The 24,660-nt window shown below is 70.8% G+C and carries 29 protein-coding genes; 15 read left to right on the top strand and 14 right to left on the bottom strand.

What is annotated here, in order from left to right; genetic code table 11:
- Nucleotides 1–10 precede the first annotated feature (10 nt).
- Nucleotides 11–997, top strand: coding sequence for a Bug family tripartite tricarboxylate transporter substrate binding protein (locus DY262_RS13575; RefSeq protein WP_116959578.1), 987 nt, complete (start codon nucleotides 11–13; stop codon nucleotides 995–997).
- 48 nt (nucleotides 998–1,045) lie between these two features.
- Here DY262_RS13575 and DY262_RS13580 read toward each other — a convergent pair whose 3' ends face one another.
- Together DY262_RS13580 and DY262_RS13585 are read right to left on the bottom strand one after the other, a co-directional pair.
- Nucleotides 1,046–2,569 carry a hypothetical protein gene (locus DY262_RS13580; protein ID WP_147326235.1) on the bottom strand — a complete coding sequence of 508 codons (1,524 nt, stop codon included), beginning with the start codon at nucleotides 2,567–2,569 and terminating at the stop codon, nucleotides 1,046–1,048.
- Between the two features lie 48 nt (nucleotides 2,570–2,617).
- Nucleotides 2,618–3,076, bottom strand: coding sequence for a hypothetical protein (locus DY262_RS13585; RefSeq protein ID WP_116959580.1), 459 nt, complete (start codon nucleotides 3,074–3,076; stop codon nucleotides 2,618–2,620).
- Between the two features lie 189 nt (nucleotides 3,077–3,265).
- Here DY262_RS13585 and DY262_RS13590 point away from each other — a divergent pair, with 189 nt between their 5' ends.
- The gene (locus DY262_RS13590; RefSeq protein WP_116959581.1) at nucleotides 3,266–3,952 is read left to right on the top strand and encodes a hypothetical protein; all 687 of its coding nucleotides are present in this window, start codon (nucleotides 3,266–3,268) and stop codon (nucleotides 3,950–3,952) included.
- A gap of 6 nt (nucleotides 3,953–3,958) precedes the next feature.
- Here DY262_RS13590 and kynA read toward each other — a convergent pair whose 3' ends face one another.
- From kynA to DY262_RS13620, 6 genes are all read right to left on the bottom strand, one after another.
- Complete coding sequence (gene kynA / locus DY262_RS13595) at nucleotides 3,959–4,810, bottom strand: tryptophan 2,3-dioxygenase (protein ID WP_181936498.1); 852 nt, start codon at nucleotides 4,808–4,810, stop codon at nucleotides 3,959–3,961.
- 21 nt (nucleotides 4,811–4,831) lie between these two features.
- A complete protein-coding gene (gene kynU / locus DY262_RS13600; protein ID WP_116959583.1) occupies nucleotides 4,832–6,196 on the bottom strand; it encodes a kynureninase in 1,365 nt (454 codons plus the stop codon).
- Between the two features lie 50 nt (nucleotides 6,197–6,246).
- Entirely contained in the window at nucleotides 6,247–6,873 is a 627-nt protein-coding gene (kynB, locus tag DY262_RS13605; protein ID WP_116959584.1) for an arylformamidase, read from the bottom strand.
- Nucleotides 6,874–6,967: 94 nt separating this feature from the next.
- Entirely contained in the window at nucleotides 6,968–7,282 is a 315-nt protein-coding gene (locus DY262_RS13610; RefSeq protein WP_116959585.1) for a YkgJ family cysteine cluster protein, read from the bottom strand.
- Nucleotides 7,283–7,286: 4 nt separating this feature from the next.
- Complete coding sequence (gene argF / locus DY262_RS13615) at nucleotides 7,287–8,240, bottom strand: ornithine carbamoyltransferase (protein ID WP_116959586.1); 954 nt, start codon at nucleotides 8,238–8,240, stop codon at nucleotides 7,287–7,289.
- An 8-nt stretch (nucleotides 8,241–8,248) separates the two neighbouring features.
- On the bottom strand, nucleotides 8,249–9,448 hold the full coding sequence (locus DY262_RS13620) for an aspartate aminotransferase family protein (RefSeq protein WP_116959587.1): 1,200 nt from the start codon (nucleotides 9,446–9,448) through the stop codon (nucleotides 8,249–8,251).
- 271 nt (nucleotides 9,449–9,719) lie between these two features.
- Between DY262_RS13620 and DY262_RS13625 the strand changes: the two genes are divergently transcribed.
- Nucleotides 9,720–10,040 carry a DUF3579 domain-containing protein gene (locus DY262_RS13625; protein WP_116959588.1) on the top strand — a complete coding sequence of 107 codons (321 nt, stop codon included), beginning with the start codon at nucleotides 9,720–9,722 and terminating at the stop codon, nucleotides 10,038–10,040.
- Nucleotides 10,041–10,150: 110 nt separating this feature from the next.
- Here the strand turns inward: DY262_RS13625 and rpsT are convergent, their stop codons facing one another.
- Nucleotides 10,151–10,447: a 30S ribosomal protein S20 gene (gene rpsT / locus DY262_RS13630; protein WP_070397575.1), complete on the bottom strand. Its 297-nt coding sequence runs from the start codon at nucleotides 10,445–10,447 to the stop codon at nucleotides 10,151–10,153.
- Between the two features lie 120 nt (nucleotides 10,448–10,567).
- On the opposite strand from rpsT, the gene murJ reads away from it, so the two are divergent.
- The 3 genes from murJ to DY262_RS13645 all read left to right on the top strand — a co-directional run bounded on the left by murJ (nucleotide 10,568) and on the right by DY262_RS13645 (nucleotide 13,761).
- The gene (murJ, locus tag DY262_RS13635; RefSeq protein WP_116959589.1) at nucleotides 10,568–12,133 is read left to right on the top strand and encodes a murein biosynthesis integral membrane protein MurJ; all 1,566 of its coding nucleotides are present in this window, start codon (nucleotides 10,568–10,570) and stop codon (nucleotides 12,131–12,133) included.
- 28 nt (nucleotides 12,134–12,161) lie between these two features.
- Complete coding sequence (locus DY262_RS13640) at nucleotides 12,162–13,019, top strand: SirB1 family protein (RefSeq protein ID WP_116959590.1); 858 nt, start codon at nucleotides 12,162–12,164, stop codon at nucleotides 13,017–13,019.
- A 121-nt stretch (nucleotides 13,020–13,140) separates the two neighbouring features.
- A complete protein-coding gene (locus DY262_RS13645; protein WP_116959591.1) occupies nucleotides 13,141–13,761 on the top strand; it encodes an NAD-dependent epimerase/dehydratase family protein in 621 nt (206 codons plus the stop codon).
- Between the two features lie 15 nt (nucleotides 13,762–13,776).
- Here DY262_RS13645 and purM read toward each other — a convergent pair whose 3' ends face one another.
- On the bottom strand, nucleotides 13,777–14,808 hold the full coding sequence (gene purM / locus DY262_RS13650) for a phosphoribosylformylglycinamidine cyclo-ligase (protein WP_116959592.1): 1,032 nt from the start codon (nucleotides 14,806–14,808) through the stop codon (nucleotides 13,777–13,779).
- A gap of 148 nt (nucleotides 14,809–14,956) precedes the next feature.
- Here purM and DY262_RS13655 point away from each other — a divergent pair, with 148 nt between their 5' ends.
- From DY262_RS13655 to folK, 5 genes are read left to right on the top strand one after another with little or no spacing between them, the layout of a single operon-like run.
- Nucleotides 14,957–16,054 (top strand): AI-2E family transporter, encoded by a 1,098-nt coding sequence (locus DY262_RS13655; protein WP_116959593.1) that lies wholly within the window; start codon nucleotides 14,957–14,959, stop codon nucleotides 16,052–16,054.
- A 20-nt stretch (nucleotides 16,055–16,074) separates the two neighbouring features.
- Nucleotides 16,075–16,761 carry a DnaA regulatory inactivator Hda gene (gene hda, locus DY262_RS13660; RefSeq protein ID WP_116959594.1) on the top strand — a complete coding sequence of 229 codons (687 nt, stop codon included), beginning with the start codon at nucleotides 16,075–16,077 and terminating at the stop codon, nucleotides 16,759–16,761.
- 14 nt (nucleotides 16,762–16,775) lie between these two features.
- A complete protein-coding gene (locus DY262_RS13665; protein WP_070397582.1) occupies nucleotides 16,776–17,444 on the top strand; it encodes a histidinol-phosphatase in 669 nt (222 codons plus the stop codon).
- Nucleotides 17,441–19,102, top strand: a complete 1,662-nt coding sequence (gene pcnB, locus DY262_RS13670; RefSeq protein ID WP_116959595.1) for a polynucleotide adenylyltransferase PcnB — start codon at nucleotides 17,441–17,443, stop codon at nucleotides 19,100–19,102. Before DY262_RS13665 ends, pcnB begins: the two co-directional genes overlap by 4 nt.
- Nucleotides 19,089–19,565 (top strand): 2-amino-4-hydroxy-6-hydroxymethyldihydropteridine diphosphokinase, encoded by a 477-nt coding sequence (gene folK / locus DY262_RS13675; protein ID WP_116959596.1) that lies wholly within the window; start codon nucleotides 19,089–19,091, stop codon nucleotides 19,563–19,565. The genes pcnB and folK overlap by 14 nt, the downstream gene beginning before the upstream one ends.
- 6 nt (nucleotides 19,566–19,571) lie before the next feature.
- Here folK and pdxH read toward each other — a convergent pair whose 3' ends face one another.
- Together pdxH and DY262_RS13685 are read right to left on the bottom strand one after the other, a co-directional pair.
- A complete protein-coding gene (gene pdxH / locus DY262_RS13680) occupies nucleotides 19,572–20,204 on the bottom strand; it encodes a pyridoxamine 5'-phosphate oxidase (protein ID WP_116959597.1) in 633 nt (210 codons plus the stop codon).
- Nucleotides 20,205–20,229: 25 nt separating this feature from the next.
- On the bottom strand, nucleotides 20,230–20,832 hold the full coding sequence (locus DY262_RS13685; RefSeq protein WP_116959598.1) for a gamma-glutamylcyclotransferase: 603 nt from the start codon (nucleotides 20,830–20,832) through the stop codon (nucleotides 20,230–20,232).
- Nucleotides 20,833–20,889: 57 nt separating this feature from the next.
- On the opposite strand from DY262_RS13685, the gene DY262_RS13690 reads away from it, so the two are divergent.
- A complete protein-coding gene (locus tag DY262_RS13690) occupies nucleotides 20,890–21,402 on the top strand; it encodes an OmpA family protein (protein WP_116959599.1) in 513 nt (170 codons plus the stop codon).
- 64 nt (nucleotides 21,403–21,466) lie between these two features.
- On the opposite strand, the gene gloA is transcribed toward DY262_RS13690, so the two are convergent.
- Entirely contained in the window at nucleotides 21,467–21,880 is a 414-nt protein-coding gene (gene gloA / locus DY262_RS13695; RefSeq protein WP_070397587.1) for a lactoylglutathione lyase, read from the bottom strand.
- A gap of 11 nt (nucleotides 21,881–21,891) precedes the next feature.
- Nucleotides 21,892–22,422: a PaaI family thioesterase gene (locus DY262_RS13700; protein ID WP_245980978.1), complete on the bottom strand. Its 531-nt coding sequence runs from the start codon at nucleotides 22,420–22,422 to the stop codon at nucleotides 21,892–21,894.
- Between the two features lie 52 nt (nucleotides 22,423–22,474).
- Between DY262_RS13700 and DY262_RS13705 the strand changes: the two genes are divergently transcribed.
- From DY262_RS13705 to DY262_RS13715, 3 genes are all read left to right on the top strand, one after another.
- Complete coding sequence (locus tag DY262_RS13705) at nucleotides 22,475–22,951, top strand: MarR family winged helix-turn-helix transcriptional regulator (RefSeq protein ID WP_116959601.1); 477 nt, start codon at nucleotides 22,475–22,477, stop codon at nucleotides 22,949–22,951.
- Nucleotides 22,938–24,158: an MFS transporter gene (locus tag DY262_RS13710; protein ID WP_116959602.1), complete on the top strand. Its 1,221-nt coding sequence runs from the start codon at nucleotides 22,938–22,940 to the stop codon at nucleotides 24,156–24,158. The genes DY262_RS13705 and DY262_RS13710 overlap by 14 nt, the downstream gene beginning before the upstream one ends.
- Before the next feature lie 238 nt (nucleotides 24,159–24,396).
- Entirely contained in the window at nucleotides 24,397–24,624 is a 228-nt protein-coding gene (locus DY262_RS13715) for a Flp family type IVb pilin (RefSeq protein WP_181936499.1), read from the top strand.
- Nucleotides 24,625–24,660 lie beyond the last annotated feature (36 nt).

Raw genomic sequence — 24,660 nt, forward strand, 5'->3', positions numbered from 1 at the left:
GGAGACCCGCATGCCACTGAAGCCCACCACCCGACGCCAAGCCATCGCCACCGGTGCCGCGCTGGCCGCCGCCGCCGCGCTGCCCGCCGCCCTGGCCCAACCCGCATGGCCCAGCCGCCCGCTCAAGATCGTGGTGGGCTTCCCCGGCGGCTCCTCGCCCGACCTGATGGCCCGCACCCTGGCCGACCCGCTGCAGGGCCTGCTGGGCCAGCCGGTGGTGGTGGAGAACCGCCCCGGCGCCGGCGGTAACGTGGCCGCGGCCCAGGTGGCGCGCGCCGACGACGACCACACCATCGGGCTGATGATCAACGGCAACATGACAATCGCCAAGATCCTCAACCCCGCCACCACCTACGACCCGCTCACCGACCTCACGCCGGTGTCGCTGATCGCCGTGGCGCCGCTGCTGCTGACGGGCGCGCCGGGCACGCCGGCCGATGCGCGCGCCTTCCTGGAGGCCGCGCGCCGCAATGGGGACAAGTGGAACTACGGCACGCCGGGCATCGGCACGGTGGCGCACCTGGGCATGGAATTGCTGAAGTCGCGCGCCGGCCTGGGCGCGGTGCACGTGCCGTACCCCGGCAACCCGCAGGTGATGGCGGCCATGATCGGCGGGCAGATCCAGATGTCGCTGCTGCCGCCGGGCCTGGCCATGGCGCAGGTCAAGGCCGGCAAGCTGCACGCCATCGGCGTCACCTCGGCCGGCCGCAGCGCCGTGGTGCCCGATGTGCCCAGCCTGGCCGAGGCCGGCGTGAAGGACTTCCAGCTGGAGATCTGGAACGCCGTGGCCGCGCCCAACAGCCTGCCCAAGGCGCACGTGAACCGGCTGGCCACGCTGCTCACCGAGATCGTGCGCCGCCCCGAGGTGCGCGAGAAGATCCTGAACCAGGGCTGGGCCGTGGCCGGCACCTCGCCCGAGGGTCTGGCGCGCCGCATCAAGGCCGACACCGCCGCCATGGCCGACGTGATCCGGCGCAACAACATCCGCCCGAGCTGAGCGAGGGCTGGCGCACGCGGCCGATGCAGGGCGCGCGGGTGCGGTGGATCACCCAGGGCCGTGGAGCAGGCGGTCGATCAGGTTGGCCACCGCCTCGCGAACCAAGGGGGGCTGCAGGCCCACCTGGTTCATCAGCGTGAGGCTGAAGGGCACGTCCTGAGGCCAGGCGCTCACCTGCGACAAGGCGCCGACCACGGCCGTGGCCACCGCGTCCGGCATGACCAGGCCACGTTCGATGTAGTTGAGCGCCGTGTGCAGCGCGAGCTCGCCCGCCGCCGAGGGGTTCAGGCCGAGCATCAGGTTCAGCATGTCCAGAAATCCTTGTGCATCGTGGATGCTGGGCAAGGCCCTGGTCAGGCCTTGCCGGTTGGGACAGGTGGCAAACACCTGCAAGGCCTGTGCGACCGGTTGCCGCACGATGAGGCTGCCGCGCAGCACCATCGCGTGCAGTTCACCGGCGAAGCGCGCGGGTCCCCAGGTGGCCACGGGTTGCGGTGGAATGCCCCAGGAACGCATCGGCCCCGGGGCCGCGAGATCGGGGGAGGGCGGCACGGGCCTCATCGCGTGCCGGCCGACCCCCGCGGGCAGGGGCCGCTGCTCCCCCGTGGGCGACATGTTCTCTTCGTCTGCCTCGTCGACGGCATCCGCAGGCGTAGTTTCGGCGACGATGCGCTCATGGCGGCGCTTCAAGCTTGACGCGGAGTGAGTGCCCCGCAGCGGATACCGCACGCCGACCTGCCGGCGCAACGCCTCAATCGATACCTGTGGTGGGGAGCAAGGCTGGGCTTGGTACTCCATCAGCCGGCTTTCAATGCGAGTCAGTGCATCGAGCGCCTCGCTTGGCTGCTGCTTGAAATGCTCAACGTCTTCGTCTCGGATCTGTTGGATCGCCTGGCGGCCGCACTCGATAAGGACTTGCTGGTAAGGCCCCAGTTCATCGGTCGGGAACTGGGGCGGCAGTGCATTCGCGAGGTCGATGTAGCGCTTGGCCGCCCCCTTGGCGCTGCGCTCCACGCGCATTCGAACGAGACACAGACAGGCAAACGTGCCACGCACAGGTGACTTCAGGGGAAGCCGGGCCAACAACCCGAGCACCGACACCACCCGCGCGGGGGAGGGGCCGTTGCCGCGCTTCCCGGAATTGCTGGCCGCCAGCATCTCCACCAGGGCCTGCTCTACCGTCGCGCACTGCTTCAGCTGGCGGTGCGCCTGGCCTTTCTGCTTTTCGCTGATCAGGTGGAGGGCCTTCAGCACCGGCGGGAGGGCCCTGGTCGGCGTGGGTTGTTCGGGCGCGTTGTCATCGACCGGGGGCTGTGTGTCGAACGCCGAAGGCGAGGGGCCGAGCGCGAAGCCTTGCTCGAAGTCGAACCCCAGGTCGTGCTCCTGCAGCCAGCTCTGTGACGGGCTGGTGAAGTCGTCCCCGTCCGTGTGGTCGGGCTGGTACCCCGGCGTCGGGAACGGGCTTTGCGCCACGGTGTGCGGCGCCGGGTGCCGCGTGGGCGGGATCTGCGGTGGCAGGAAGACCGGGGGTGTGTTCCGAGCGGGAGTGAGCGGGGCGGGGAGGCGATTCATGGCGATAGAGGGGGCGTGAACAGCGGCAGCGATGGCGCGCCGCGTCGGTCAGGCGTAGGGGTGGGGCAGGATGGCCCAGTGATCGGGCGTGAGGCGCGTGCCGTCGATGGCCCCGTGGTCCTCGGTCCCGTCCGCGGCCAGCGCCGCGCGCCAGAGCCGGTGGCGCCGGCTGTGTTCGTCGAGCACCTCGGCCAGGGCCTGCGGTGGCACGGCGTGCCGTGGCCAGACATCCATCAGGTGCACGCGGACGCTGCCCGCGGGCACCACCAGCGACAGCCGCAGGCCCGGGCGGCGCGGGTGCGCCAGCGTGTGGTGCCACAGGCTCCGTGGGGTGCCCAGCTCGGTGCCGGGCGGCAGGTGGCCGGGCGAGCTGAGCAGCATCACCTGGTCGTCGCCCGCGTTGCTCGTGAGACGCAGTGCAATGCCATCGTCGCTGCGCAGCCGCCGCCGGTGGGCGGGGGTGCCGGGGGGCGCGGGACCCAAAAGCAGTTCGAGTGAGGTGGACATCGGCCGGTATAGCAAGCGGTGTGACAGCGCTGCCGGCTCTGTGGCGCAGGGCCGGCCGGGGTTCCGGAGCGGGGCCGCGGGCGCGTGTTATGCCCATTTCTGCATAGGGGAGAAAGCGGAGCCGGCGGCCTCGCCGGCTGATCTAAGCTTCGGTCTGCTGCCTTTGCGGGCGGCGCAAAGGAGGCGGTCATGGGTGCGTACGACGACACCGTGCCTGGCCCGGTGGGCTGGACGACCGAGAGCGCCCGAGAGCGGGCACACGATGTGGCGGACACCTTGCTGGCGCAGGCCCGCGAGTCGCTGTCCGTGGGCGACACCGAAGGCGCGACGCAACGCTTCCTGCGGGCGGCCAGCCTGTTTTCCGCGCAGGGGCTGTCGGGCGATGCCGAGGCCGCCCGGCTGGCGGCCGTGGCCGCCCTGATGAACCACGACCCCCGGCGGGCCGACGAGCTCTGGCAGGGCCTGGCGGCGATCGGCGACAGCTCCGGCGACGCCGCCGCGCGGCGCGGCCTGCTGGGCGCGCGCCTCTCGCGGGCCCTGGGCGAGCGCGCCGAGGCCCTGCAGCGCCTGGACATGGCGCGCCGGGGCGCGCTGGAGATGCGCGACGCCATCACCTACCTGGACGCCGTGAGTCAGGCCGCCGCCGTGCACGTGGAGCGCGGCGAGCCGGCTCAGGCCTATGAGCGGCTGGCCATGGGCTGGGCCACGCTGGTGGACCTGGTGGGGCGCGAGGCGGCGGCGCGCTGGGTGCAGCCGCTCATGCTGGAGCTGCGCGCGGGCCTGGGCGAGGCGGTGTTCCGGCGCGCGCGCGCCGACTGCGAGCGCGCCTGGCGGGGGCCGCCCAACCCCGTGGACAGCCTGCGCGGGCCGCTCTGAGCGGCCTCAGAGGTCGGTGCGCAGGCGCCAGATCTCGGGGAACAGCACCACGTCGAGCATCTTGCGCAGGTAGCTCACGCCGCCGGTGCCGCCGGTGCCGCGCTTGAAGCCGATCACGCGCTCCACCGTGGTGACGTGGCGGAAGCGCCAGAGCCGGAAGGTGTCCTCCAGGTCGGTGAGCTCTTCGCCGAGCTGGTACAGGTCCCAGTGGGCCTTGGGGTCCCGATAGACGATCAGCCAGGCCTGCTCCACGGCGTCGCTGGCCTCGTAGGGCTGGGTCCAGTCGCGCTGCAGGTGGCTCTGTGGCACCGGCAGGCCGCGCCGCGCGAGCAGGCGCAGGCACTCGTCGTAGAGCGAGGGCGCTTCGTAGGCGGCGCGCACCGTGGCCAGCCGCTGCGGGTGGTGGGCGTGCGGCTGCAGCATGGCGGCGTTCTTGTTGCCCATGGCGAACTCGATGCAGCGGTATTGGTGGCTCTGGAAGCCGCTGGAGCGCGCCAGGTAGGGACGCAGCGCGCTGTACTCGGGTGGCGTCATGGTGGCCAGCACGTCCCAGGCGTGCACCAGCTGTTCCATGATGCGGCTGACGCGCGCGAGCATCTTGAAGGCCGGCGGCAGCTCGTCGCGCGCGATGTGGGCCACGGCCGCGTGCAGCTCGTGCAGCATCAGCTTCATCCACAGCTCGCTGGTTTGGTGCTGCACGATGAAGAGCATCTCGTCGTGCGCGGGCGACAGCGGCTTCTGTGCGTTGAGCACGGCGTCGAGCTGCAGGTAGTCGCCATAGCTCATGTCGCGGCTGAAGTCGAGCTGGGCGCGCTCCTCGCGCACCACGTCTTCGGGGCGTTGGGGGGTGTCGTTCATGGGGTCGTGCGGGCAAGGCATTCAGGTCACCGCGTGCTGGCGATTGAACTCGGGCCGCTGCCACTCGCCGCTCTGCAGCACCTCGCGCAGGTGCTCGACGGCGTTCCACACGTCCTCGAAGCCCAGGTACAGCGGCGTGAAGCCGAAGCGCAGGATGTCGGGGTGGCCCGCGCCGTCGCCCGCGCGGTAGTCGCCGATCACGCCGCGCGCGATCAGGGCCTGCACGATGGCATAGGCGCCTTCGCCACCGGCGCCGGGCCGCCCCAAGCCGGTGGGCGCCCCCTCGGGGGGCAGCGACCCGCGCAGCGGTGGAGCGGGGGGGCTCACGGTGATCGAGAGGCAGACCTGCGAGCCGCGGCGGGCGTGCTCGCGCGGCGTCACCAGCGACAGGCCGTGGCCCGCGCAGCGTTCTTCCACCAGCGCGATGAACAGGTCGGTGAGCGCGAGCGACTTGCGGCGCAGCGCCGCCATGCCACCCAGGGGCTCGGCCGCCAGCACGGTGGCCACGCCGCATTCGAGGGCGGCCAGGCTGATCATGGGCTGCGTGCCGCACTGGTAGCGCACGATGCCGGGCGCCGGCTGGTAGTCGGGCGTGAAGGCGAAGGGCTTGTCGTGCCCCCACCAGCCGGCCAGCGGCTGCCAGCAGCGCTCGGCGTGCCTGGGATTGACCCAGACGAAGGCCGGCGCACCCGGGCCGCCGTTGAGGTACTTGTAGCCGCAGCCCACGGCGAAGTCGGCGTCGGCGCCGCTCAGGTCCACGGGCACCGCGCCGGCGCTGTGCGCCAGATCCCAGACCACCAGGGCGCCGGCGGCGTGCGCCGCCTGGGTGATGGCGGCCATGTCGTGCATGGCGCCGGTGCGGTAGTTCACGTGCGTGAGCATCAGGATCGCCAGCTTCTCGTCCTTCAGGGCCTCGGCGATCTCGTGCGGCTCCACCAGCACCAGCTCCCAGCCTTTGTCCTTGCACAGGGCCTCGGCGATGTAGAGGTCGGTGGGGAAGTTGCTGCGTTCGCTGACGATGCGCCAGCGGCCGGGGCGGGTCTCGGCGCTGATGCGCTGCGCGGCGCTGAGCGCCTTGAACAGGTTCACGCTGGTGCTGTCGGTGGCGATGGTGGTGCCCGGCGCGGCGCCGATCAGGCGAGCGATCTGGTCGCCCACCTTGCGCGGCATCTCGAACCAGCCGGCGCTGTTCCAGCTGCGGATCAGGTCGCGGCCCCATTCGCGGGTGACCACCTCGGCCACGCGCGCGGGCGCCGAGCGCGGCATGGCGCCGAGCGAGTTGCCGTCGAGGTAGATCGTGTCCGCCGGGATGTCGAAGAGATCGCGCAGCGCGCGCAGCGGGTCTTTCGCGTCGAGCGCGCGGCAGTCTTGTCGGGTGGTGGTCATGGTGGTGGAAAGGCCGTCGGGGGCTCAGGCCAAGCGGGACAGGGCGGGGGTCAGAGCGATCGCAGCACCGCGCGCACGGGGGAGGCGTCGGCTGTGCTGAGCTTCAGGGGCAGGGCGATGAGTTCGTAGTCGCCTTCGGGCACGCCGTCGAGCAGCAGGTTTTCCAGCACGCGCAGGCCGCGGCGGCGGATCACCTGGTGGCTGTCCAGCGTCTTGCTGCTCGCCGGGTCGATGCTGGCGCTGTCGATGCCGATGAGCACCACGCCGAGGTCGGCGAGTTGCTCCACGGTCTCGGGCGCGAAGGCGGGCAGGTCCTGGTCGAAGGCGTCCTGCGGCATGCGGGCGTAGGCGCGCACCAGCACGCGCGGCGGCGGGTCCGTCAGCGCGTGCGCGAGGTGCTCGGGCCGGATCAGCGGGCCGGCACCGATCGCGTGGATCACGCGGCAGGGGCCGATGAAGGCGTCCAGCGGCACCTCGCCGATGGGCGCGCCGTGCGGGTCGTAGTGCAGCGGCGCGTCGGCGTGCGCGCCCACGTGGGGGGAGAGCGTGATGGCGCTGACGTTCACCGGGCAGCCCGGGCCGATGCTGGCGACCCACTGCTGCGCGTACGCGGTGTCACCGGGAAAAACCGGTGTGCCCGCGTGAACGGGAGGGGAAATGTCCCAGAGCGTTTTCATGGCGCGGCGAAGGTAGCACCGCAAAAATACCCGTGGTGTCGGTTATTGCCAACAGCTGACGGAAAACTTCAGGTCTGAAGTTTCGGGCCCGTGTTCACGCCGCGCCGTCGAGTGGCGGCAGCTGGTGCCGCGCGCGGGCGCGGGCGCAGGCCTCGCTGCCTTCCTCGAATTCGCGGCAGGGGGAGGGTCGCCACTCGTAGATGCCGCAGCTGGCTTTGTGGCCCACCCGGCCGGTCAGCGCCGCGCAGCGCGGCGGCGAATGGTCGGTGCCGCGCAGGCGCATGGTGTGGCCCGTGAGCTCGACCGCCAGGCCAGCGGGCACGCCGCCGCCCATGTCCTCCATCTCGTGGACCGAGAAGTCCACGCGAAAGCACGCGCAGCAGGCGCCGCAGCTCGTGCAGGCCGACATGGCCTCAGGCCACGCGGCCCAGCAGCAGGTACTCCATCAGGGCCTTCTGCGCGTGCATGCGGTTCTCGGCCTCGTCCCAGACCACGCTCTGCGGGCCGTCGATCACCTCGGCGGCGACCTCCTCGCCGCGGTGCGCGGGCAGGCAGTGCATGAAGAGCGCGTCGGGCTTGGCGAGTTGCATCATGGCCTCGTCCACGCACCACTGGGCGAAGGCCTGGCGGCGCACCTCGTTCTCGGCCTCGAAGCCCATGCTGGTCCAGACGTCGGTGGTCACCAGGTCGGCGCCGCGGCAGGCCTCGCGCGGGTCCTTGAATACCTTGTAGCAGCCGCGGTTGCTGATGCCGGCGAGCACCGGGTCGACCTCGTAGCCGCCCGGCGTGCTCACGTGCACGGTGAAACCCAGCAGCTCGGCCGCCTGCAGCCAGGTGTTGGCCATGTTGTTGCCATCGCCCACCCAGGCCACTACCTTGCCGCGGATCGCGTCCAGGGGCTTGCCGCTCGGCGCGGGGCGGTATTCCACCAGGGTGAACAGGTCGGCCAGGATCTGGCAGGGGTGGAACTCGTTGGTCAGGCCGTTGATGACGGGCACGCGCGAGTGCGCGGCGAAGCGCTCGATCTTGGCCTGCTCGAAGGTGCGGATCATCACCAGATCGACCATGCGGCTGATGACGCGCGCGCTGTCTTCGATCGGCTCGGCGCGGCCGAGCTGGCTGTCGCCGGTGGTCAGGTGCACCACCGAGCCGCCCATCTGGTACATGCCGGCTTCGAAGCTCACGCGCGTGCGCGTGCTGGCCTTCTCAAAGATCATGGCCAGGGTGCGGTCGGGGTCGGCGAAGGGCTGGTACTTTTCGACCGCCTTGAACTTGCGCTTGATGAAGGCCGCGCGCTCGAACAGATGGGCGTATTCCTCGGCGCCCAGGTCCTTGAACTGCAGGTAGTGGCGGATGCTGGTCGACATGGGCGCGCTCATTCCGCCAGGAAGGCCTTGACCAGCGGCACCAGGATGGCGGCGATCTCATCGGCCTCGGCCGTGCTGAGGATCAGCGGCGGCACCAGGCGGATCACGCTGTCGGCCGTCACCGACAGCAGCAGGCCGGCGTCGGCCGCACGCTGCAGGATGGCGCCGCAGGGCTTGGCCAGCTCGATGCCCAGCATCAGGCCCTGGCCGCGGATGTCCTTCACGCCGGCCACGCCGGCCAGGCCCTTGTCCAGGGCGGCGCGCAGGTGCGCGCCCACGCGCTCCGCGTTGGCCAGCAGGCCTTCCTCTTCCATGATGCGGATGGTCTCGACGCCCGCGCGCATGGACAGCGGGTTGCCACCGAAGGTGGTGCCGTGGTTGCCCGGCTGGAAGATGTTGGCCGCCTTCGGGCCGGCCACGACGGCGCCGATGGTCACGCCCGAGCCCAGGCCCTTGGCCAGGGGCATCACGTCGGGCACGATGCCGGCCCACTGGTGGGCGAACCACTTGCCGGTGCGGCCCATGCCGCACTGCACCTCGTCGATCATGAGCAGCCAGTCGCGCTCGTCGCACAGGGCGCGCACATCCTTCAGGTACTGCGCGCGCATCGGGTTGATGCCGCCTTCGCCCTGGATGGTCTCGAAGAACACCGCGACCACGTTGGGGTTGTTCGCGGTGGCCTTCTTCAGCGCCTCGATGTCGTTCGCGGGCACGCGCACGAAGCCTTCGACCAGCGGGCCGAAGCCGGCCTGCACCTTGGGGTTGCCGGTGGCCGACAGCGTGGCGATGGAGCGGCCGTGAAAGGCCTTTTCGTAGACCACGATCTCGGGGCGCTCGATGCCCTTGTCGTGGCCGTACTTGCGCGCCAGCTTGAGCGCGGCCTCGTTGGCCTCCAGCCCGGTGCTGCAGAAGAACACGTTGGTGAGGCCGGAGCGCTCCACCAGCATCTGCGCCAGGCGCTCCTGGTCGGGCACGTGGTAGTAGTTGCTGCTGTGGATCAGCTTGGCGATCTGGTCCTGCAGCGCGGGCACCAGCTTGGGGTGGGCGTGCCCCAGGGTGTTGACGGCGATGCCGGCGAGCCCGTCGAGGTATTCCTTGCCGTTCGTGTCCCACACGCGGCAGCCTCGGCCGTGCGACAGCGCGATCGGCAGGCGGCCGTAGGTGTTCATCACGTGGGGCGAGGCGACGGGTTTCAGCGCGGCGTTCATGCGGGGACTCTCCGAGGGCGGGCCAGAAAAAAGAAATCGGCTCAACGCCTGCGGGGCAGGTGGGGAGCCGTTGAAGCGCGATTGTAGGCACACGTTTTGCACAGGATCGATGACGCCTGGGCATCGGTGCCATGTCCGGCCGGGGGTCTCCGGGGTGTCACAAGTCTTATATAAGATATAATTCTTGGCTGCCCTCCCGGCCGGCGATCCCGGTCGCCGCGAAGGCCCGATTCCCGCACGAGCCCTCCATCCGAGGCGTACCCTCCACCCGATGGCCGCACCCACGCCCAAGCAAGTGTTCATCCAGGGCATCACCCGCGATGGACGCACCTTTCGCCCGAGCGATTGGGCCGAACGCCTCGCCGGCGTCATGAGCGGCTTTCGCCCCGGCGGCGTGCAACCGGGCAGCCACCTGAGCTATTCCCCCTGGTGCGTGCCCACCGTCGTCAACGGCATCAAGTGCGTGGTGGTGAATGGCGAGCTGCGCGAGGCCGAGCCCATGGCCTGGGATTTCTGCCTCAACTTCGCGCGCGACAACGACCTGCAGGTGGCCGAGGCCTGCCTGCTCCCCGAGCCCCCACCCAAGACCTGACAACGAGCGGGCAACAAAAAAGCCGTCTGACGACGGCTTTTTTGCTTTGCTGGCAGCGCACCCGATTCAAACGGCAGGCCCCGAGGGGCCCGGGCGGCTGGAGGTGGGGCTCAGGCCGCGGCGGCCAGGCCCTTGACCTTCGCGGACAGGCGGCTCTTGTCGCGAGCGGCCTTGTTCTTGTGGAAGATGCCCTTGTCGGCGATGGTGTCGACAACGGCCTGCATCTTGGCGAACAGCTCGGTCGCCTTGGCCTTGTCGCCGGCGACGACGGCCTTCTCGACGTTCTTCACCGCGGTGCGGTACTTCGAGCGCAGCGAGCTGTTGGCGGCGTTGAGCTTGACGTCCTGGCGCGCGCGCTTGCGGCCCGACGCCAGGCGGGGGTTCTTTTTCTTCGGCTTGGTGGCCATGGTGTGTTCCTAAAGAGTTTGTGGATGTTGCCAGCAAAGCCCGCGATTATAGCCCGGTCCCCCCGGCGGCCCCAGACACTCCCGTCGGCTGCCGGTTAGGGCCCGCTTACACTCTGCGCCGTGTCGCTGTTCAAGTCCGCCTCCCTCGTCTCCCTGCTGACCCTGGCCTCGCGCATCACAGGCCTGGTGCGCGAGCTGCTCATGGCGGCCACTTTTGGCGCCAGCGCCATGACGGACGCCTTCAACGTGGCCTTCCGCATCCCCAACCTGTTGCGGCGGCTGTTCGCCGAGGGCGCTTTCAGCCAGGCCTTCGTGCCGGTGCTGGCCGGCACCCGCGCCCAGGAGGGCGACGAGGCCACCCGCTGCCTGGTCGACCAGATCGCCACCGTGCTGGCCTGGGCGCTGCTGGCCACCTGCGTGCTGGGCGTGCTGGCCGCGCCGGTGCTGGTCTACGCCATGGCGGCCGGTCTCAAGCAGTCGCCCGAGGGCTTCGAGGCCGCCGTGGTCATGACGCGCTGGATGTTCCCCTATATCGGCTTCATGTCCTTCGTGGCGCTGGCGGCGGGCATCCTGAACACCTGGAAGCGCTTCGCGGTGCCGGCGGTTACGCCGGTGCTGCTCAACCTGTCCATGATCGCCGCCGCCTGGTTCGGCGCGCCCTGGTTCGAGCGCCTGGGCCTGCCGCCCATCTACGCCATGGCCGGCGGCGTGCTGCTGGGCGGGGCGCTGCAGCTGGGCGCGCAGGTGCCCGCGCTGCGCCGCCTGGGCCTGTGGCCGCGGGTGGGGCTGGGCTGGGCCGCGCTCAAGGCGGCCTGGAACCACCCGGGCACGCGCCGGGTGCTCACGCTCATGCTGCCGGCGCTGCTGGGCGTGAGCGTGGCCCAGCTGTCGCTGCTGATCAACACCCAGATCGCCTCGCACCTGGCCGTGGGCAGCGTGAGCTGGCTCACCTACGCCGACCGCCTGATGGAATTCCCCACGGCCATGCTGGGCGTGGCCCTGGGGGTGGTGCTGCTGCCACAATTGTCAGCAGCACAGGCCACGGGCGACACTGATCGCTACAGTGGCCTGCTCGACTGGGGCCTGCGCCTGGTGGTCTTGCTGGCCGTGCCTTGCGCCGTGGCGCTGCTCACCTTCGCCCAGCCGCTGGTCGCGGTGCTGTACCACTACGGCCGCTTCGGCACGGCCGACGTGCAGCAGACCGCCACGGCCCTGATGGGCTACGGCGCGGGCCTGATCGGGCTGATCGCCATCAAGGTGCTGGCGCCGGGCTTCTACGCGCGCCAGGACATCCGCACGCCGGTGAAGATCGCCATCGGCGTGCTCGTGCTCACGCAGGCGCTCAACCTGGTGCTGGTGCCGCACCTGGCGCACGCCGGGCTGGCGCTGGCCATCGGCCTGGGGGCGCTGGTGAACGCGGCTTTCCTGCTGATCGGCCTGCGCCGGCGCGGCGCCTACCGGCCGGCGCCGGGCTGGGCGAAGTTCGGCCTGCAGGTGCTGGCGGCCAGTGTGTTGCTGGCGGTCTACCTCACCTGGCTGTCGGCCCGGGTGGGCTGGCTGGGCTTCGAGGGGGCGGCCCTGCAGCGCGTGGGCCTGCTGACCCTGGGCATCGTGGGGGCGGGCGCCTTGTATTTCGGGGCCTTGGTTCTCTCGGGCTTGAACTTGCGCCAGTTCGTCCGACAATAGCCGGACCGCACCCGCCGGCGCTCTGTCCATGGCCCTTCCGTACGAGTTCACCGCGCCCACGCCCCTGAGCTACTTCGCGTCGCTCGTGCGTGACGACGAGGCCCTGCCGCTGTTCGAGGCGGCGGCCGCGGTGGCGCAGGACGAATACCCCGATCTGGACGTGCAGCAGGTGCTGGGCGACGTGGACCAGATGCTCGCGCGCGTGAGGCGCCGCTGCCCCGACGACGCCGGCCCGCTGCAGCGCCTGCGCGTGCTCAACCAGTTCTTCTTCCGCGACATGGGGTTCGGCGGCAACGTCAACAACTACTACGACCCCGACAACAGCTACCTCAACGCGGTGCTGCGCACGCGCCGGGGCATCCCCATCTCGCTGGCCGTGCTCTGGCTGGAACTGGCCCAGGGCCTGGGCCTGAAGGCGCGCGGCGTCAACTTCCCCGGGCATTTCATGATCAAGATCAACCTGCCCAATGGGCAGGTGGTGATCGACCCGTTCACCGGCCAGTCGCTCAGCCGCGAGGACCTGTCCGAGCGCCTGGAGCCCTACAAGCGCCGCAACGGCCTGGTGGACGACTTCGACGTGCCCGTGGGCCTGTACCTGCAGGCGGCCACGCCGCGCGAGATCCTGGCGCGGCTGCTGCGCAACCTCAAGGAAATCCACCGCACGCAGTCCGACTGGCTGCGCCTGGTGGCCGTGCAGGACCGCCTGATCGTGCTGCTGCCCGAGGCCTGGGTGGAGTACCGCGACCGCGGCCTGGCCTGGGCCGAGATCGGCGACCTGCGGCTCGCGGTGAACGACCTCGAGACCTTCGTCGACCGCACCGATGACGCCCTGGAGCGCAGCGCCATCGAGCAGCGCCTGCAGACCCTGCGGCGTGCGCTGAACTGAGGGCCTGGCCCCGTATCGGCGTGTAAGCGCGGTTGACGCACCGCATGAGCTGCAACGAATATCGACGCAGAACCGGGCCTCACCGCAGCCTGGACCCGGAGCCCTTTCCTTGAAAACACTGATGATCGCGGGCGCCACCGGCCTGGTGGGCAGTCACGCGCTGCGCCAGGCGCTGGCGCATCCTCAGGTGCGGCTGGTGGTGGCGCCGACCCGGCGCGCCCTGCCCACGCACCCCAAGCTGCTGAACCCCCTCGTGAGCTTCGACCGGCTGCCCGAAGAGGCCGATTGGTGGGGCGTGAACGCGGTGATCTGCACGATCGGCACCACCATGAAGACGGCCGGCTCGCGCGAAGCCTTCTACCGCGTGGACCACGACCTGCCGCTGCGCGTGGCCGAGCTGGCGCTGCGCCAGGGCACGCAGGCCTACGCCTTCAATTCGGCGCTGGGGGCGGACCTGCGTTCGCGGGTGTTCTATTCCCGCACCAAGGGCGAGGTGGAGCGCGACCTGCTGGCGCTGGGCTACCCCTCGCTCACGCTGGTGCGGCCGGGCCTGATCGGCGGCGACCGCGTGGAGGACCGCCCGCGCGAGCGCCTGTTCCTGCGCCTGGCCGAGGCCCTGCGGCCGGTGCTGCCGCGGCGCTGGCGCGTGGTGCAGGCCGAGGCCATCGCCCGCACGCTGCTGGAATCGGCCCTGACGGCCACCCCGGGCGTGCGCGTGGTGATGTCCGAAGACATCACCTGAGGTGCGGGGTGGCCCTCAGGCCACGACCACGGCCGCGCCGGTGCCGCGCGGCGCAATGCGACCGATGGCGTGCACGGTTTCGCCCAGGGCGCGCAGCGTGGCGGCGCAGGCCTCGGCCTGGTCGGCGGCGATCACCACCACCATGCCGATGCCGTTGTTGAAGGTGCGGTTCATCTCGATGTCGTCGATGCCCGCGGTCTTCTGCAGCCACGCGAACAGCTCGGTCTGCGGCCAGCTGCCCTTGACCAGGTGCGCGGCCAGGGCGTCGGGCAGCACGCGCGGGATGTTCTCCAGCAAGCCGCCGCCGGTGATGTGGGCCAGGGCCTTGATGGGGTGTTGCTGCAGCGCGGCCAGCACGTTCTTCACGTACAGGCGGGTGGGCTTCATCACCGCCTCGCGAAAGGGCAGCCCGTCCAGCGTGGCGGGCAGGTTGGCGCCCGCGCGTTCGATGCACTTGCGCACCAGCGAGAAGCCGTTGGAGTGCACGCCATGCGAGGCCAGGCCCAGCACCACGTCGCCTTCGGCCACGGTCTTGCCCGTGAGGATCTTGGATTTCTCTACCGCGCCCACGCAGAAGCCGGCCAGGTCGTACTCGCCGGCGGGGTACATGCCGGGCATCTCGGCGGTCTCGCCGCCGATGAGGGCGCAGCCCGAGAGTTCGCAGCCCTTGGCGATGCCGCCAACCACGGCGGCGGCGGTGTCCACGTGGAGCTTGCCGCAGGCGAAGTAGTCGAGGAAGAACAGCGGCTCGGCGCCTTGCACCAGCACGTCGTTCACGCTCATGCCCACCAGGTCGATGCCCACGGTGTCGTGCATGTTCCATTCGAAGGCCAGTTTGAGCTTGGTGCCCACGCCGTCGGTGCCGCTCACCAGCACCGGCTCCTGGTAGCGCTTGGGCACCTCGAACAGGGCCCCGAAGCCCCCGATGCCGCCCAGCACGCCCTCGCGCAGGGTCTTTTTCGCCAGCGGCTTGATGCGCTCGACCAGGGCGTCGCCCGCATCGATGTCGACGCCGGCGTCTTTGTAGGACAGGGGGGTGGTGCTCATGGGAAAAGGCGCGGCGGCGGGGCCGCGGGCAGTGGTCGGGCGGGGGGAGGGCGGATACCCCGGGGCGCCCGGGGGCGCGCCGATAGAATCCAGAACCGGATTTTACGGGCTCGCCCCGGGCCCCAGGCCCGCCACCGAGCCCCGCCCCATGACCTTCACCCCCACCCAGATCCGCATCGCCGCCTGGACCGCTATCGCGCTGGTCCTTGTCCTGCTGCTCACGCTGCTGGCGCCCGTGCTCATGCCCTTCATGGTGGCCTTGATCATGGCCTACGCCATGCACCCCCTGGTGGAGCGCCTGGCCGGGCGCGGCTGGCCGCGCTGGCTCGGGGCCGGGCTGTCGGTGGCGCTGCTGATGCTGGTGCTGCTGGCGGTGGTGCTGCTCATCGTGCCGGTCATCACCCAGCAGGTGCCGCTGCTGAGCAAGCAGGTGCCGGTGCTGCTGGACCGCCTGGCCGACGGCCTGAGCGCGCTGGCGGCGCGCTTCGGCTTCGAGTTGCGCCTGGACATCAGCCAGCTGCGCCAATGGGCCAGCCAGCTCATGAGCGGCAAGGAAAGCGAGCTGCTGGCCGGCCTGCTGTCCTCGCTGCGCATTGGCGGCAGTGCCTTGGCGGCGCTGTTCGGCAACCTGTTTCTCATGCCCATCGTGGCCTTCTACCTGCTGATCGACTGGCGCGCCCTCATGGGCCGGGGCCGCGCGCTGGTGCCGCCGCGCTGGCGCGAGTCGGTCCAGGGCTTCCTGGACGAGACCGATGGGGTGCTTGGCAAGTACCTGCGCGGCCAGCTCATGGTGATGGGCATCCTGGCGGTGTTCTATTCCACGGGCCTGGCGCTGGTGGGGCTCAACCTGGCGCTGCCCATCGGCGTGTTCACCGGCCTGGCCACCTTCGTGCCTTTCCTGGGCTTTGGCGTGGGACTGGTGCTGGCCGTGTTGGCGGCGCTGCTGGAGTTCCAATCCTTCACCGGCGTGGCGCTGGTGTTCGGCGTCTACATGCTGGGCCAGCTCGTGGAGAGCTATTACTTCACCCCGCGTCTGGTGGGCGAGGCGATCGGCCTGCACCCGATCTCGGTGATCTTCGCGCTGCTGGCTTTCGGCCACCTGTTCGGCTTCGTGGGCGTGCTCATCGCGCTGCCGGCCAGCGCGGTGCTGCTGGTGGCGCTGCGCCGGCTCAAGCGCCAGTACCTGTCGAGCGACCTGTACCTCAAGGCGCCGGTCGGCCACAACGAACCACCGCGTTTGCCATGAGTGCATCGCCCGGCCAGCCCATGAAGCAGCTCGCGCTGGACATCGGCCTGGCGCCGCTGCCCACGCTGGACAACTTCGTTGGCGCGGGCAACGAGGCCGCGCTGGCCCACCTGCGCCTGTGGGTGCCCAACCCGCTGCGCTCGCCGGTGCCCACCTTCCTGTGGGGCGAGAGCGGCAGCGGCAAGACGCACCTGCTGCGCGCCGTGCGCGAGGCGCTGCGCGAGCAGGGCTCGCGCGTGGGCTGGATGGACGCCAGCACCCTGGACCCGGCCGAGTACGACGAACACTGGGACGCGGTGCTGCTCGACGACACCCACCTCTACACGGCAGCCCAGCAGGCCATGGCCTTCAACTGGTTCGTCAACGCCCAGACCCCGGCCCATGGCCCGGCGCGCTGGGTGCTGGCCGCGGGTGACCGCCCGCCGGCCGATCTGGTGCTGCGCGAGGACCTGCGCACCCGCCTCGGCTGGGGCCATGTGTTCCAGCTGCGCGCGCTCGGTGAGACCGAGCGGCGCGCCGTGCTGCGCCGCGCCGCCGACGAGCGCGGCGTCTTCCTCGGCGACGAGGTGATGGACTTCATGCTCAAGCGCTTCTCGCGCGACCTCTCCAGCCTGATGCTGCTGCTCGAGCGGCTCGACGGCTACGCGCTGCGCACGCAGCGCGCGATCACCATCCCGCTCATCAAATCCATGCTGGAAGACGAGTGAGCGGGCATTTCCCCATGCGACTGGCCCTTTTCGACCTCGACCACACCCTCATCCCCCTGGACTCCGACCACGCCTGGGGCGAATTCACCGTGCGCCTGGGCTGGCGCGACGCCGAGGACTTTCGCCGCGCCAACGACGGTTACTACGCCGACTACAAGGCCGGCACCCTGGATATCCACGACTACGTGCGCTTCGCCACCGGCGCGGTGCGCGAGCGCGGCCTGGCCGAGGGCCTGCGCGCGCACGAGCGCTTCATGGCCGAGGTGATCCGCCCGGCCATGACCGAGGCCGCGCGCGCCCTGGTGCGCCGCCACCAGGACGCGGGCGACACCGTGCTCATCGTCACCGCCACCAACGCCTTCGTCACCCGGCCCATCGCCCAGGCCTTCGGCGTCGAACAGCTCATCGCCATCGACCTGGCCACCGATCCGTCGGGCGAACTCACCGGCGCCATCGCGGGCGTTCCCTCCTTCCGCGAGGGCAAGGTCGCCCGTGTGGAACAATGGCTGGCCGATCGCGGCCTGCGCTGGTCCGATCTGGCGCACAGCACCTTCTACAGCGACTCGATGAACGACCTGCCGCTGCTCGAGAAGGTGGACGAACCGGTGGCCACCAACCCCGATCAGCGCCTCGCCACCCTCGCCAAGCAGCGCGGCTGGCGCATCCTCAATCTCTTCGAATGATCAAAAAATTCATCGACAAGCTGCTGGGCAAGGCCGGTGGCGCCCGAGCGGGCTCGCCCTTCGGCAAGCGCCAGGACGTGCCGGCCAGCGTTCACGGCATCGACCCCAAGCTGGTGGACCAGCGCGCGCTGGACGTGGTCCGCACGCTCAAGCAGGCCGGCTTCGAGGCCTACATCGTCGGCGGCGCCGTGCGCGACCTGCTGCTGGGCCTGCGGCCCAAGGACTTCGACGTCGCCACCAATGCCACGCCCGAGCAGGTCAAGGGCCTGTTCCGGCGCGCCTTCATCATCGGCCGGCGCTTTCGCATCGTGCACGTGGTCTACGGCCGCGGGCGCGAGCACGAGGTGATCGAGGTCTCCACCTTCCGCGCCTACCTCGACAGCGCCGACGCCGAACAGGTGGCGGGCAACGAGCGCACCAGCAAGGGCGAGCTCTCGGGCATGAAGCACGCGGTGGACGCCAGCGGGCGCGTGCTGCGCGACAACGTCTGGGGCCCGATCGAGCAGGATGCGGCGCGCCGCGACTTCTCGGTCAACGCCATGTACTACGACCCCGAGACGCAGACCGTGGTCGACTTCCACCACGGCATCCGCGACGCGCAGAAGAAGCAGCTGCGCATGATCGGCGACGCCGCCACGCGCTACCGCGAGGACCCGGTGCGCATCATTCGCGCCGTGCGCTTCGCGGCCAAGCTCTCGCCGCTGGGCTTCAAGCTCGACGCCAAGACTCGCGAGCCGCTGCAGGCCTCCAAGTCGCTGCTGCAGGACATCCCGCAAAGCCGCCTGTTCGACGAAATGCTCAAGCTGCTGCAGACCGGCCATTCGCTGGCCAGCCTGCAGCAACTCAAGGCCCTGGGTCTGGACCGGGGCATCTACCCGCTGCTCGACGTGGTGGTGCAGCGCGCCGACGACCCCTTCGTGCAGCTGGCCCTGCAGGACACCGATCGCCGCGTGGGCGAGAACAAGCCGGTGGCGCCCAGTTTCCTGCTGGCCTGCGTGCTGTGGGCCGACGTGCGCCGCGGCTGGGAGCGCCGCATCGAGTCGCGCCCCGGCCACAAGCCGGTGCCCGCCTTCGCGGCCCTGCAGGACGCGATCGACGAGGCCTTCGACGCGCGCATCGGCGACGTGTCGGGCCGCGGCAAGCTCGGCGCCGACATGCGCGAGATCTGGCTCATGCAGCCACGCTTCGACAAGCGCACCGGCAGCGGCGTCTTCACGCTGGTGGAGCAGCCGCGTTTCCGCGCCGGCTTCGACTTCCTGCGCCTGCGCTCGCAGGTGGGCGAGGTGGACGAGGAACTCGCCCACTGGTGGGAGACCTTCAGCACCGCCAGCGACGAGCGCCGCCGCGACATGGTGGACGCCCAGCGCAACACCGGCAAGGGCGCGCCCAAGGCGCGGCGCGTCAAGCGCGGCGACCCGGACCACCCACAGAGCGACGTGTCCGACGACCCGCGCTTCCGCCCGGTGGACGAGGACGGCGACGACGAGCCGTCCCTGGACGACGGGCCCTCGCAGGCGCCTGAGGCCGAGGCCGAACCCGGCGGCGCGCCCGCCAAGAAGCGGCGCCGCCGGCGCCGCAAACCCGGCGGCGCCGCGCGCACCGAGGGCGGCGAAGGCGGCGAGGGCAACCCGCCCACCGGCGGCGATGGGGCGGCCTGAGCTCCAGGCCTACGTCGCGCTCGGCGCCAACCTGGGCCAGGCCGCGGCCGCCGTGCGCGGGGCCCTCGACGCCCTGGACCACACCCCCGGCCTGCGGCTGGTGCGGGCCTCGTCCCTGTACCGCAGCGCGCCGCACGAAGCGCAAGGCCCCGACTTCGTCAACGCGGTGGCCGAGATCGCCACCACGCTCAGCGCGCCGGATCTGCTGGGTGCCCTGCAGGCCATCGAAACCGCGGCCGGCCGCGAACGGCCCTACCGCCACGCCCCGCGCACGCTCGACCTCGACCTGCTGTTCTACGGCGAGGGCCGCATCGATTCGCCCACGCTGACCCTGCCGCATCCGCGCTGGCGCGAGCGCGCCTTCGTGCTGCTGCCGCTGGCCGAGGTCGCGCCCCACCGGGTGCCGGCCGAGGCCCTGGCCGCCGTGGCGGGCCAGGCCATCGAGCGGCTGCGCGAGGCCTGAGCGCGCTCAGGGGGCCAGCCGCTCGCGCACCCAGGCGCCGTCCTGCAGCCGGTAGCGCAGCCGGTCGTGCAGCCGGCTCTTGCGCCCCTGCCAGAACTGCCAGTTGTCCGGCACCAGCCGGTAGCCGCCCCAGTGCGGCGGGCGTGGCGGCTTGAGCAGGAACTGCGCGCCGAACTTCGCCGCGTTGGCCACCAGCACCGAGCGGCCCTCGATCACCTCGCTCTGCGGGCTGGCCCAGGCGCCGATGCGGCTGTCCAGCGGGCGGCTGTGGAAATAGGCGTCGCTTTCTTCGGCGCTGGTGAATGCCACGCGGCCCTCGATGCGCACCACGCGCTCGAGCTCCACCCAATGGAATTGCAGCGCCGCGTAGGGGTTGCCCGCCAGTTCGTGGCCCTTGCGGCTGTGGTAGTTGGTGTACCAGACGATGCCGCGCTCGTCGTAGCCCTTGATGAGCACGATGCGCGTGCTCGGGCGCAGGTCCGATCCCACGGTGGCCAGGGTCATGGCATTGGGCTCGGGCACCTGGGCGGCGATGGCTTGCTGCAGCCATTGGTCGAACTGTTGCAGCGGGTCGGCGTGCGAGGCGTCCTCGCTCAGCTCGGCCTTCTCGTAGCTCTTGCGCAGGTCGGCGATGTTCATGGTGCCAGTGTAGTGAGGCGGCCGATCAGTCGGCCAGTCGCAGCAGCTTTTCCAGCGCGTGGTCGTGGATGCCGTGGGCCTTGAGCCCTTCGAAGGTGCGGCGGGCGTAGTCCAGCGTGGTGCCATAGCGCCCGCAGGAGCGCGAGAAGATGTCGCGGTAGCGCTCGGGCGTGAGCTGGCCCGTGAAGCTGGGGCTGCGGCGTGAGAGCGTGAAGGCCAGCGCGCGCACGCTGCCCTGCGGGGTTTGCACCCGCAGCCACTTGGGGTCGTAGACGGGGTTGGGCATCTCGCGCGCCCACAGGCGCGGCATCAGCGCTTCCACCTGCTCGTGCGGCACGCGCAGCGCTAGGCCGTCGCAGCTGCCGCCCGACAGGAGCGCGAACACCAGGCCCGGGCACTCGGGCGTGCCGCGGTTGACGCGGCTCCACATCTGCAGGCCCCGGTGGTGCCCATGCACGCGGCCGGGGCGGCTCTCGGCGGCCTCGAACTCGGGCCGCCAGACCAGCGAGGCGTAGCCGAACACCCAGAGGTCCGGGCGCTCGCCCTGGGCGCGCCAGTCGGCCAGGGTCTCGGCCATCATGGCCGCGCCATCGCGCTGTTCGGGGATCCAGGTGCGCAGGGGCTTCATCCGGCCTGCCTACAATGCCGGATTCGCCGATTCACGCACACCACAGGAGCTTTTTGCATGGCCACACAGGATAACGAACCCGAACAACGCGTCGTCGCGGTCGTCCTGATTTCCCTCATCGCACTGATCATCGCCGGCGTACTGGGCCTGGGCGTGTTCAAGGCGCGCGGCGACAAGGCCGCCCCCGCGGCATCGGTCGTCGCCGCGCCGGTGCCGGGCGCCATCGCCGTCTCCGCCACCGACGCCAGCGTGGTGGTCGACAACGGCGTGGTGAAGTTCTATTTCGCCACCGGCAAGGCCGAGCTGGCCTCCGGCGCGCTGGCCGCGCTGGCCGAAGCCATCGAGGCCGCCAAGGGCGGTTCGCGCCTGGTGGTCTCGGGGTTTCACGATGCCACCGGCGACCCGGCCTTCAACGCCGAGCTGGCCAAGCAGCGCGCCTACGCGGTGCGCGACGCCCTGGTGGGCGCGGGCGTGGCCGAGAGCAGCCTGGAGTTGAGCAAGCCGGCCGTGACCACCGGCTCGGGCGCCGACGCCGAGGCGCGCCGGGTCGAGGTGGTGATCGTGCGCTGAGCGCGGCACGGTTCGCCAGACAAAAGGCCCGGTTCGACCGGGCCTTTTCATTGGGGGGAGGGGCTCAGCGCAGGCCCTGGCCGGCGGCGTGGTCGTCGGCGCGCTGGATCAGCTCGATCTTGTAGCCGTCCGGGTCCGTCACGAAGGCGATCACCGTGGTGCCACCCTTGACCGGACCGGCCTCGCGCGTGACCTGGCCGCCCGCGGCCTTGATCTTCTCGCAGGCCGCGTAGGCGTCGGGCACGCCCAGGGCGATGTGGCCGTAGGCCGTGCCCATCTCGTACTGCTCCACGCCCCAGTTGTAGGTGAGCTCGATCTCGGCCTGCGCCGGGTTGCTCTCGAAGCCCAGGAAGGCCAGCGAGTACTTGTACTCGGGGTTCTCGGAGGTGCGCAGCAGCTTCATGCCGAGCACGTTCGTGTAGAAGTGAATCGAGCGCTGGAGGTTGCCCACGCGCAGCATGGTGTGGAGGAGTCGCATGGGACGGATTGTCACCGAGCCTCGAAGACCAGGCAGGTCGTTGTGGCATGCGCGTACAGGGTGCCGTCCGGGCCCACCAGGCGGGCCTCGGCGGTGGCGAGCTGGCGGCCGGCGTGGATCACCTGTCCGATGGCCCGCACGCGCGGCACCTTGGGCGTGAGGGCCTTGACCAAATTCACGCCCAGCTCGGCCGTGGTGTAGGCCCGGCCCGGCGGCATCTTGGTGTGCACGGCGCAGCCCAGGGCCGAGTCGAGCAGGGTGGCGAACCAGCCGCCGTGCACCGAGCCCATGGGGTTGAGGTGGCGCGCCAGCGGCGCGCCCTGGAAGGTGGCCATGCCGTCGGCCACGGCCACCAGGTTGAAGTCCATCGTGGCCGCGATGGGCGGGAAGGGCAGCTCGCCGCGCAGCATGGCCTGCATCAGCTCCAGGCCGCTCTTGCCCGCGACCTGTTGCGGCGTGGAGACACCCGCGCCCGGCCCTTTGGCCATGGCCTCGAGCACGGCCTTCTCCTCGTCCAGCCAGCGTTGCAGGGTGTCGCTCATCGGTCGCTCCATGAAAGTTGCATATGCATGAATTGTAGATACAATCATCGCCATGTCGACTGTCGCCACCGCGTCATCCGTGCCACCCAAGCCGCAGGGGTGCACCAACCTCAAGCTGCGCCAACTGGTGCGCGCCGTGGGCGCGCTCTACGACGCCGAGGTCGGCAAGTCCGGCCTGAAGATCACGCAGTACTCGCTGCTGTCCTACATCGCCAAGCTCGGGCCGATCCGCGCGGTGGAGCTGGCGCAGCAGATGCACATGAGCGCGTCCACCCTGTCGCGCAACCTGCGCCCGCTCATCGACGCAGGGTGGGTGGAACAGGCCGCGGGGCCGGACGCGCGCAGCTGGCTGATCCAGGCCACGCCCGAGGGCCAGGCCAAGCGCGCCGAGGCGCAGCGCCGCTGGCGCGCGGCGCAGGAAACCGTGAACCAACGCCTGGGCGCGGCGCGCGTGGTCGCGCTGCACGCCCTCATCGACCAATCCCTGGCGCTGCTGGACGGCGCGGAGCCCCACCATGACACCGAATGAACCCCGCGCCCGCCTGTGGTGGCTGGTGCTGCTGGCGGCGGCCGGCGCCTTCGCGCTCACCATGGGCACGCGCCAGACCATGGGCTTCTTCCTGTCGCCCCTGAACACGGCCACCGGCCTGGGCGTGGGCAGCATCAGCCTGGCTTTCGCCTTCGGCCAGCTGTGGTGGGGCCTCACGCAACCCTTCGCGGGGGCCTTTGCCGACCGCGTGGGCGCGGGCCGCGTGCTGGTGATCGGTGTGCTGCTGGTGGCCGCGGGCACCTTCCTCACGCCCTACATGACGACCACGCTGGGCCTGATCTTCGCGCTGGGCATCCTGGCGGCGGGCGGTGCGGGCATGGCGGGGCCCTCGGTGCTGATGGCCGCGGCCAGCCGCCACATCGCGCCCGAGCGGCGCGGCATGGCCACGGGCATCGTCAACGCCGGCGGCTCCTTCGGCCAGTTCGTGATGGCGCCGATCGCGGCCGGGCTCACGGCCAGCCTGGGCTGGGTGGGGGCGCTGCAGGCGCTGGCCTTCATCACGCTGCTGGCCTTGCCGGCCGCCTGGGTGCTGCGCGGCGGGCCCAGCGGCGCGGCGAAGGCGGCAGCCCCGGTGGCGCTGCCCGCGCGCGAGGCGCTCCAGCGCGCCTTGCGGCACCGCGACTACCTCATGCTCGCGGCCGGCTTCTTCGTCTGCGGCTTCCACGTGGCCTTTCTGGCCACGCACCTGCCGGGCGTGGTGGCGGCCTGCGGCCTGCCGGCGCCGGTGGGCGCCTGGGCGCTGGGCGTCATCGGCCTGTTCAACATCGTGGGCAGCCTGGCCATGGGCTGGGCCGTGGGGCGCTGGCGCATGAAGTCGCTGCTGGCCCTGGTCTACGCCACGCGCGCCCTGGCGGTGCTGGTGTTCCTGCTGGCGCCCAAGACGGAGGTGGTGCTGCTGGTGTTCGCGGCCGTGATGGGCCTGAGCTTCCTGTCCACGGTGCCACCCACGGTGGGGCTGGTGGCCAAGTTTTTCGGGACCGGCAACATGGCCATGCTGTTCGGCGCGGTGATGTTCACGCACCAGGTGGGCGGCTTCCTCGGCGCCTGGCTGGGCGGGCGCGTCTTCGAGGCCACGGGCTCCTACGACTGGGTCTGGTACGTGGACATCGTGCTGGCCGTGGGCGCCGCGCTCATCCACCTGCCGATTCGCGAGGCGCGGCCGGCGCCGCGGGCGGCGGCGGCCTGAAAGGGGCCGGCGGCGCCACCGGCGTCTGCACGTTTGTGGGAAAAAAACCGGACCAGCGGGCGTATTACTTTTGTTTTCATTAAATCCCCTTGATTGGTCGTCGCGCCCATCGCGCGGCTTCCTAGAGTGCGGGGCGCCGGGCAACCGGTGCCCAACAACACCAGCCAATCCAGGGAGTGTCATGAGTCCGCAAGCGCACAGAACGCCTTCGCCCCGAGCCGCCCAGCGCGGCCAGGGCATGACCGAGTACATCGTCATCGTTGCCTTGATCGCCGTGGCGGCCATCGGCGTGTACCAGTTCTTCGGGCAAACCATCCGCAACCAGACCGCGGGCATTGCCCTGGAGGTGTCGGGTCAGTCCGCGGACGCCGCGATCAACCAGGCCAAGACCGCGGCCGACAGCGCGCAGGCCGAGGGCAACAGGAAGAAGGGCCTGGGCAGCTACCAGAACAACGAGTCCCGCTGAAGGCGCTGCCACAAGCGCCCAGCCACCACCGTTGAT

The sequence above is a fragment of the Hydrogenophaga borbori genome, from assembly GCF_003417535.1.
Classification (GTDB): domain Bacteria; phylum Pseudomonadota; class Gammaproteobacteria; order Burkholderiales; family Burkholderiaceae_C; genus Hydrogenophaga; species Hydrogenophaga borbori.